The organism is Olsenella phocaeensis, assembly GCF_048189965.1.
In the GTDB taxonomy this organism is placed as follows: domain Bacteria; phylum Actinomycetota; class Coriobacteriia; order Coriobacteriales; family Atopobiaceae; genus Olsenella_I; species Olsenella_I phocaeensis.
Genome location: NZ_DBEZHV010000005.1, coordinates 120643 through 128680, shown reverse-complemented (window position 1 = coordinate 128680; position 8038 = coordinate 120643). Strand labels below are relative to the sequence as shown.

The following is an 8038-nucleotide window of genomic DNA, read 5'->3' as shown; positions in this document are numbered from 1 at the left end:
CGCGTGCGTTTCTTGCCCCAAAGCGTCGAACGCGTCTGAGACAATCGCGCCAACTGGGCAAACGCGGTGGCCTCAGACGCGTCGGACGCTTTCGCCGTTTCGGGGGACGCGTTTGACGTTGTCGGCATGTCGATAGACGCGTCGGACGCCGTCGTCACGCCAAGAGGCGCGCCGGACGTAGTCGTTACATCGAGAGACGCGTCGGACGCCGTCGGCCTCTGCCCGCCCGAGCTCCGACCTCCGACCTCTGCCGGGAGGGGGACACCTCGCCTGGGGCGGATATACTTCTTCTTGAGCGGCGACGGCAGACTGGGAGCGAAGCGTGAGATGTGTTGCGATGTGCAGGGGCCTGGGCGTGGGCTACGCCTGCGTCCTCCTCGACCGTCCGGCCGGGATGCTGGAGGCCAGGGTATCCACCCATGCTGGTGACGAGGTCCCCTCTCGCTGCCTTCCCGTCGGACCGGGCGTGCGCGAGACGCTCTGCCACCATGCCGCCGCAGGCTGCGTATGGGTCGTAGTGCTCCCCCTCCTCTCCACGGACTGCGACATTGCGCTCGAGTCTCCCTCTGGGGAGAAGGGCCGCCTGAGGTTCTCCGCTCGCGGCTCCAAGCTGCAGTCCCGTCTCCTCACCCTGCGCCATCCCCAGGTGGCGTCGGCCATTCGCGGGATCGAGCACAGGACTTCGGGGGCGACCGCCTCCCTCAGCGTCAGGGAGGTCTGGCCCAAGGGGGATGACGTCGCCGTGTGGCGGCTGGGCGCGACCTTTCCTGAGGAGGGTGCGAGCGGGCCCGAGCTCGAGGTCCTCTCGTCCGACGCCTCTCGGCAGGTGCATGCCAGATGGCACCTGCTCGAGGACCAGCTGGTGAGGGATGCGGTGGGTTCCCGCCGCGTCATGAGCTTCTCCCTGGAGCTTCCCCGCAACCTCGACCACTTCTGCGTGGTCGTCCGCGTGGGGGAGAGGAGCTGCTTCGCGGGCATGCACCCCAACGTCGCTGCCTCCCACTGGGCCAGGACGAACGAGCGCCTGGGCGCGGCGTACGCCGATCCCGCCTACGAGCGCTGGTTCGAGGCCCACCGCGCGACCGACGCAGAGCTTGGCCGCCAGCGCCGGGACTGGAGGGACTCCCTTGGCCCGGACGCGCCGCTCGTCTCGCTCGTGATGCCCGTGTACAGGACGCCTGCCAGCTTCCTGAGCGAGGCCGTGGGCTCGGTCCTCGCGCAGTCATATCCCAACTGGGAGCTCGTGCTGGTCAACGCCAGCGGGCCCTGCGACTCCGTCGACCAGGTCCTGGGTGCGATCGACGACCCCCGCATAAAGGTCGTGGAGGTGGAGAACCGCTCGATCGCGGAGAACACGAATGCCGGTGTAGCTGCCGCAACGGGCGACTACGTCGGCTTCATGGACCATGACGACGTGCTGGAGGGAGACTGCCTCTGGTGCTATGCCCAGGAGGTCGCCAGCAACCCCGAGATCGACCTCCTCTACTGCGACGAGGACAGGCTCAGGGACGGGCACCTGCACGGGCCTGCCTTCAAGTCTCCTCCCAGCCTGACCAAGTTGCACGGCCACAACTACGTGACGCACCTCCTCATGGTGAGCAGGAGGGTCCTCGACCTCACGGAGCGCTCTGGCGCGGACGTGGCGGGCGCGCAGGACTTCGACCTCACCCTCAAGGCCTTCGAGGTCGCGCGAGACGTCGTGCGGGTCCCGCGGGTGCTCTACCACTGGAGGGAGCACGGGGGCTCCACGGCGGGAGGTGGCGACCAGAAGCCCTACGCCCACGTGGCAGGCAGGATCGCGCTCGAGCGTCACCTTGCCCGCCGCGGTCTCGTCGCGAGCGTGGGCGACGGGCCTCTGCCCTACACCTATCGCGTCCGCTACGACTTGGGCGAGGAGCCGCCCCTGGTGAGCGTCATCGTGCCCAACCGCGACCACGCGGGGCTTCTGGGGCGCTGTGCCAGGAGCCTGCTCGACCGCACCGACTACCCGCGCCTCGAGCTGGTGGTGGTGGAGAACGGGAGTTGCGACCAGGAGACGTTCGACCTCTACGAGAGCCTTCGGCAGGACCCGCGCGTGCGCGTCGTGAGCTGGCAGCCGCGCCACGAGGGCGAGTTCAACTACTCCGCCATCGTCAACCTGGGGGCCTCGCACGCCCTGGGAGACGTGCTCCTCTTCCTCAACAACGACACGGAGGTCATCGACCCCTCCTGGATGTCGGAGCTGGTGGGGGAGCTCAGGAGGCCCGAGGTGGGAGTCGTGGGGGCCAAGCTCCTCTACGAGGACGACCTCGTGCAGCATGCGGGCATGGTGGCCAACGCCAACTGCGACTTCGCCCACGTCAATCAGAACCTGGCGGCCGACGCGCTGGGATACGGCTACTCCGCCGGCCTGCCCGGCGACTTCTCCATGGTGACGGGCGCCTGCCAGGCGGTGAGGCGCGAGGTCTTCGACGAGCTGGGGGGTTACGACGAGGAGCTGGCGGTAGGCTTCAACGACGGCGACTTCTGCCTGCGGGCGCGCGAGGCGGGCTACGTGGTCGCGTACACGCCGTATGCCTGCCTGCGCCACCGGGAGTTCTCGTCACGCGGACGCGAGTCCGTGGATGTGGGCATGCGTCAGCGCTACCTAAGCGAGAAGGCCCTCGTCGTACGGAAGCACCCTGGCTTCTTCGCGAAGGGAGACCCTGCCGTCGACCCCAACCTGGACAGCTTCAGCGACTACTTCCAGCTGAGGCACGACGAAGCATAGGGTGCCGCCCCGAGGTTGCCGCCCCGCCCGGGCGCGCCTAGCGCCCCGCCCCGCCCGTGACATCCCTGAACACTCGCAGGGGAGAGGTGATCGCCCTGCCTATCTTGAAGGAGGCCGACCCGGTCACGCACTCCAGCTCGCCCGCCAGGGCATCAAGGCCCAGCCTGGCGAACGAGAGGTCGGTCTGCGAGCGCCGGACCTCCTCCTTCTCGAGGGCGAAGTAGCGGAAGAGGAGCTCGTCCAGGGGCAGTTCGAGAATCGCCTCGCAGCGGTCCCAGCGGTCGGGGTTGATGGCGTCCTCGCGTGCCAGCTGGTCGAAGCGCAGCTCGCGCAAGCCCTCGTCGTGCATCTTCTGGTAGATCGCGGAGAAGCCCTCGAGGGAGCGTGCGCGCTGGAGGTTCATCGCGACGCCCTCCGTGACCCAGTTCACGAAGGACTGTCCGTACAGCTCCCAGGTACCCTCCCCGTCAATCTGGTCCCTGAGCTCGACGAAGGCGTCGTAGAAGTCGAGGGGGTACGAGTCGCTCGTGAAGAGGGCGCTTCCGGGGTTGTTCACCCGGTAGCGGTGGAGGGGGCGGTCAAGGAGCGCTATCCGGTGCGCCTCGGTCAGGGCCCTGCAGGTGAAGAGCAGGTCGGCCGTGCGGTGGACGTGCTGGAAGCGGAGCCCGCGCCCTTGCACGAAGCTCGCGCGCCAGAGCTTGTTGTGCACCCAGTTCTGGAAGGAGTTGAGTATGCGCTGGGGGTGCTCGTGCGGGTCGAACACGTCCGCACCTATCCAGTCGACGTCGAAGCACCAGTGGAAGTACCTGAGCTCGCCTGTCTGGTCGTCGAGCTCCTGCGTTCGGAAGACGACCAGGTCTGCGCCGGTCTCCTCCCCGCGGGCGATGGCCTCCTCGAGGAGGGTGGGCTCCATGAGGTCGTCCGAGTCGAGGAAGTAGAGCCATTCTCCCCTGCAGGCGGCGCGACCGGCGTCGCGGGCCACGCCCTCGCCGCCGTTGGGCTGGTCTATGACACGGATGCGCGGGTCGGTGGAGGCGAGGCGCTCGAGCAGCTCGAGGGTGCCGTCGGTGGAGCCGTCGTTGACCAGGACGAGCTCGAAGTCCCCCATGGTCTGGGCCAGCGCGGAGGCCACCGTCTGCTCGATGTGCCGCACCGCGTTGTAGCAGGGTATGGCTATGGACGCCTTGGGCATGTGGGGCTCTCCGTTCGAAGTCTACGGTTCCAAACAGTCTAGACGAGCCCGTGCCGGGGTTGTATCGTCGCACGCGGCCAACGGAGGGCGTGCAATGCCATGTCCCCGTTCCTTGTCCAGAATTGGACCTTGGCCCTTGTGCGGCCGACGACTGGCGCGGCGTGCCACGCGTCGCTTGCCAGAGGGTAGACTCAGGTCGCTGAGCAAACGTCGACTTTGGAGGACGCATGACCGAAGAGGAGCTCAAGGGACGGCTCGACGCATATGTGGACGAGGTCTGGGAGGGTGCTGTCGAGGACATCCGCTCGCTCGTGAGGATTCGCTCCGTCGAGGACCTCGGGGCGGCCGCGCCAGGCATGCCCTGGGGACCGGCCAGCCACGACGCCCTGGTGCAGGGCCTCAAGATCGCCGAGCGCCTGGGCCTGGAGGCCCACGAGTGCGAGGGCTACATCGGTTATGCGGACTTGCCGGGCGACTCGAGGCGACAGATCGCCACCATCGCGCACACCGACGTCGTGCCCGAGGGTCTGGGCTGGACCGTCGACCCCTTCGACGTGACCCGAAGGGATGGCTACCTCATCGGCCGCGGCGTCCTCGACGACAAGGGCCCCCTGGTCCTCTCGCTCTATGCCGCGCACTTCTTCAAGCGCCTTGCCGATCGCACGGGCAAGAGGCTGCCCCGCACCCTTCGCTGCATCGTGGGCAACGCGGAGGAGACCACGATGGGCGACCTCAAGTGGTATCTCGCCCACTACGACGGGCCCGACTTCTGCTTCTCGCCGGATGCCGACTTCCCCCTGATCTGCGGCGAGAAGGGCGTCTTCCATGGCCACTTCACCTCCGCGGAGGCCTTTGGGGGCGAGGGGGAGAGCCGCATCGCCTGGATGGATGGCGGCACCGTCGCCAACGCCATCCCCGGTCGTGCCGAGGCGCTCGTGCGTGCCGACGCCCCCGCCCTTCCGGCGGCCGAGGGCATCGAGCTCAGGGAGGAGCCCTCGGGCCTCGTCCGCATCGTCGCCACGGGCAGGGGAGGGCACGCGTCGCTTCCCGAGGGGACGCTCAACGCCATCGGTCTGCTCGTGGGCTACCTGCTCGACAACGGAATCTGCAGCGCGGGCGAGAGGGGCTTCCTCGAGCTCCAGCACGCCCTCTGCGCCTCGGGGCACGATGGCGCCGCGCTGGGCATCAAGACCTCGGACGAGAAGTTCGGCCCCCTCACCGCCATCGGCGGGACCGTGCGCGCGGTGGGTGGCCGTCTCGTCCAGACCGTGGACAGCCGGTATCCCACGAGCATCGACGGCGACGCCATCCGCGAGCGCCTGGGTGCCCTCGCCGAAGCCCATGGCGCCAGCTTCGTCGTCGACCAGGACAAGGTGCCCTTCTACATCGACCCGCAGAGCCCCGAGGTCCAGTGCCTCCTCAGGAGCTACGACGACTACGCGGGCGGCAGGAGCGAGGCCTTCGTGATCGGGGGAGGCACCTACGCGCGCCTCTTCGAGAGGGCCTGCGCCTTCGGTCCCCACGAGCCCAAGGAGGAGGTCCCCGACTGGGTGGGACCCGAGCACGGGGCCGACGAGGGCGTGAGCGAAGAGAGCCTGCGCCGTGCGCTCAAGGTCTACGTCCTTGCCATCTGGAGACTCATGCAGCTCGACTAGCCGAAGCCGGCATTCCCGGACGAGCCTGCCTCATTGCGACCCGCCCGTGCGCCTGGGTGTGCGTGCGGGTCGCCTACAGCTCGATGTCGCGCCAGTCGTCCAGCCAGAGCTCCGCAGACTCCCTGAGCGCCTCGACCTCCTGGGTCGGGTCGTCGCAGCGCACCCCGCAGGTGAGGAAGCCCGCCTCGCGCGCGGCGCGCGTGCCAGGCACGATGTCCTCGAAGACGATGGTCTCCCGCGGCTCCCCGCCGAGCTCGTCCGCGCAGGCGAGGTAGATGTCGGGCTCGCTCTTGGGCACCTCGACCTCGCGGTTCGTGACCAGCACGTCGAAGAGGGATCGGAGGTCGACCCTCTGCATGCTCAGGAGCACCTCGGGGTCGTTGGTCGTGGCGAGTCCCAGGGGGATCCCCCGGGACCTCAGCTCCCGCAGGTAGCGCAGGGCGCCGGGCCTCAGGCTCGCCTGCGTCTCGTAGAGCGCCCGGCCCAGGCGGTTCCACTCGTCGCAGATGTCCTCCACCGTCTCTTCCAGGCCGAAGCGCTGGATGGTGTAGGCTGCCCCCGCCGCAAACCCCAGCGCGTTCATGGCCTGGGGGTAGTCCTCCTCGTAGGGAAGCCCGCGCGAGCTCAGGAAGACCTCGTCGACCTGTCGCCAGATGCCTGCCGTGTCGCTTAGGGTCCCGTCAAAGTCGAATATCGCCACGGAGAAGCGGGGAGGCCAGAGTTCCTGCGGTGCCATGGGGCTCCTCTCGGATTCTTGCGCGACGTCCTGCAGCGTGGGCGTGCGACCCATTGTAGCGGCAGCTTCGCCAAGGGGTCGCGCCGACGGGCGCAATGGCCCCCGCTTGCCGTACCGCGCGCGAGGTCGCCAGGACATGCCGGCCGTCAATGCTACCCTTGCAGCGTTTGCAATAACGAGGCGCCTCTATGCGAAAGGAGACAGGATGGGCGACGAAGAGCTGAAGCAGGAGGTCCACCAGTACGTCGAGGACGTCTGGGAGGACGTCGTCAAGGACATCGAGTCCCTCGTGGCCATCAGGTCCGTCGAGGACATGGGCAACGCGAGGCCCGGCATGCCCTATGGCCCCGCACCCTACGAAGCGCTGAGCGAGGCGCTCCGGATCGCCTCTCGCCTGGGCCTTGACGCCCACGACTGCGAGGGCCGGATCGGCTATGCGGACCTCGAGGGGGACTCGCCCAAGCAGATCGCGACCATCGGCCACACCGACATCGTCCCCGAGGGGACCGGCTGGCACTACGACCCCTTCAAGGTCACCCGCAAGGACGGCTTCCTCATCGGTCGCGGCGTCCTCGACGACAAGGGCCCCACGGTCCTCTCGCTCTATGCGGCCAAGTACTTCGTCGACAAGGTGGCCGCCACGGGCAGGAGGCTGCCCTACACCCTGCGCTGCATCCTCGGCAACAACGAGGAGACCGACATGCGCGACGTCGAGTGGTACATCGAGAACTTCGAGCAGCCCGAGTTCCTCTTCACGCCCGACGCGGACTTCCCGCTGATCTGCGGCGAGAAGGGTGGCTACTCCGCCACCATCCGCTCGGGCAGGGTCTCTGACGTGATCGTGGACTTCGACGGCGGGACGGTGGGCAACGCCGTCGCCGGCGAGGCCGCGGCCGTCGTGCGCGCCAGTGCGGCGAGCCTTCCCGCGGCGGAGCGCATCGACGTCGAGGAGGCGGGGGAGGGCCTCGCGCGAATCGTGGCCCACGGCATCGGCGCGCACGCCTCGACTCCCGAGGGCTCCATCAACGCGATAGGCCTCATCGTCGACTACCTGCTCCAGAACGGGCTCTGCGGCGAGGGCGAGCGCGAGTTCCTCGAGCTCGAGCGCCTCGTCTTTGGCTCCACGGACGGCTCGACCCTGAACATCGCCGCGACGGACGACCTCTTCGACCCCCTCACCTGCATCGGTGGCACCATCCGCACCAAGGACGGCGTCTTCGAGCAGACCATCGACTCCCGCTATCCCAAGTCCATCACTTCCGACAAGATCACGACTGAGGTGGGCGCCCTCTGCGAGGCACACCACTGCAGCCTGACCGTCGATCTCGACATGGTGCCCTTCTACACCGACCCTGCTGCCGAGGGCATCCAGACCCTGGTGCGCACCTACAACGAGTACACGGGCCGCAACGACCAGCCCTACACCATCGGAGGCGGGACCTACGCGCGCCACTTCAAGGCCGGCGGCGCCTTTGGCCCCAACGACCCGCACTTCCCCATGCCCGACTGGGTCGGGGCCGAGCACAGCGCCGACGAGGGCTTCGAGGAGGCGCAGTTCAAGCGCGCTCTCGAGATCTACATCGTGAGCATCGCCAGGCTCATGGAGCTCGAGTTCTAGAGGCGCGGCCAAGACGTGGCCTCACGCGTGCGCGGCCGGGGTGGGAATCGTCCTGCCTCGGCCGCGCCGTTTGGCTGAATGGTTCCTG

At 68.2% G+C, this 8038-nt stretch carries 5 protein-coding genes; 3 read left to right on the top strand and 2 right to left on the bottom strand.

Annotation, left to right across the window (positions count from 1 at the left end; all coding sequences use genetic code 11):
• Positions 1 to 322: 322 nt before the first annotated feature.
• Positions 323 to 2749 (top strand): glycosyltransferase family 2 protein, encoded by a 2427-nt coding sequence (locus ACMPH2_RS02070; RefSeq protein ID WP_417118492.1) that lies wholly within the window; start codon positions 323 to 325, stop codon positions 2747 to 2749.
• A 37-nt stretch (positions 2750 to 2786) separates the two neighbouring features.
• On the opposite strand, the gene ACMPH2_RS02065 is transcribed toward ACMPH2_RS02070, so the two are convergent.
• Positions 2787 to 3941, bottom strand: a complete 1155-nt coding sequence (locus ACMPH2_RS02065; RefSeq protein ID WP_417118491.1) for a glycosyltransferase family 2 protein — start codon at positions 3939 to 3941, stop codon at positions 2787 to 2789.
• Positions 3942 to 4168: 227 nt separating this feature from the next.
• On the opposite strand from ACMPH2_RS02065, the gene ACMPH2_RS02060 reads away from it, so the two are divergent.
• Positions 4169 to 5596, top strand: coding sequence for a Sapep family Mn(2+)-dependent dipeptidase (locus tag ACMPH2_RS02060; RefSeq protein ID WP_417118490.1), 1428 nt, complete (start codon positions 4169 to 4171; stop codon positions 5594 to 5596).
• Between the two features lie 73 nt (positions 5597 to 5669).
• On the opposite strand, the gene ACMPH2_RS02055 is transcribed toward ACMPH2_RS02060, so the two are convergent.
• The gene (locus ACMPH2_RS02055) at positions 5670 to 6332 is read right to left on the bottom strand and encodes an HAD family hydrolase (protein ID WP_072499493.1); all 663 of its coding nucleotides are present in this window, start codon (positions 6330 to 6332) and stop codon (positions 5670 to 5672) included.
• A 205-nt stretch (positions 6333 to 6537) separates the two neighbouring features.
• On the opposite strand from ACMPH2_RS02055, the gene ACMPH2_RS02050 reads away from it, so the two are divergent.
• Complete coding sequence (locus ACMPH2_RS02050; RefSeq protein ID WP_417118489.1) at positions 6538 to 7950, top strand: Sapep family Mn(2+)-dependent dipeptidase; 1413 nt, start codon at positions 6538 to 6540, stop codon at positions 7948 to 7950.
• Positions 7951 to 8038 lie beyond the last annotated feature (88 nt).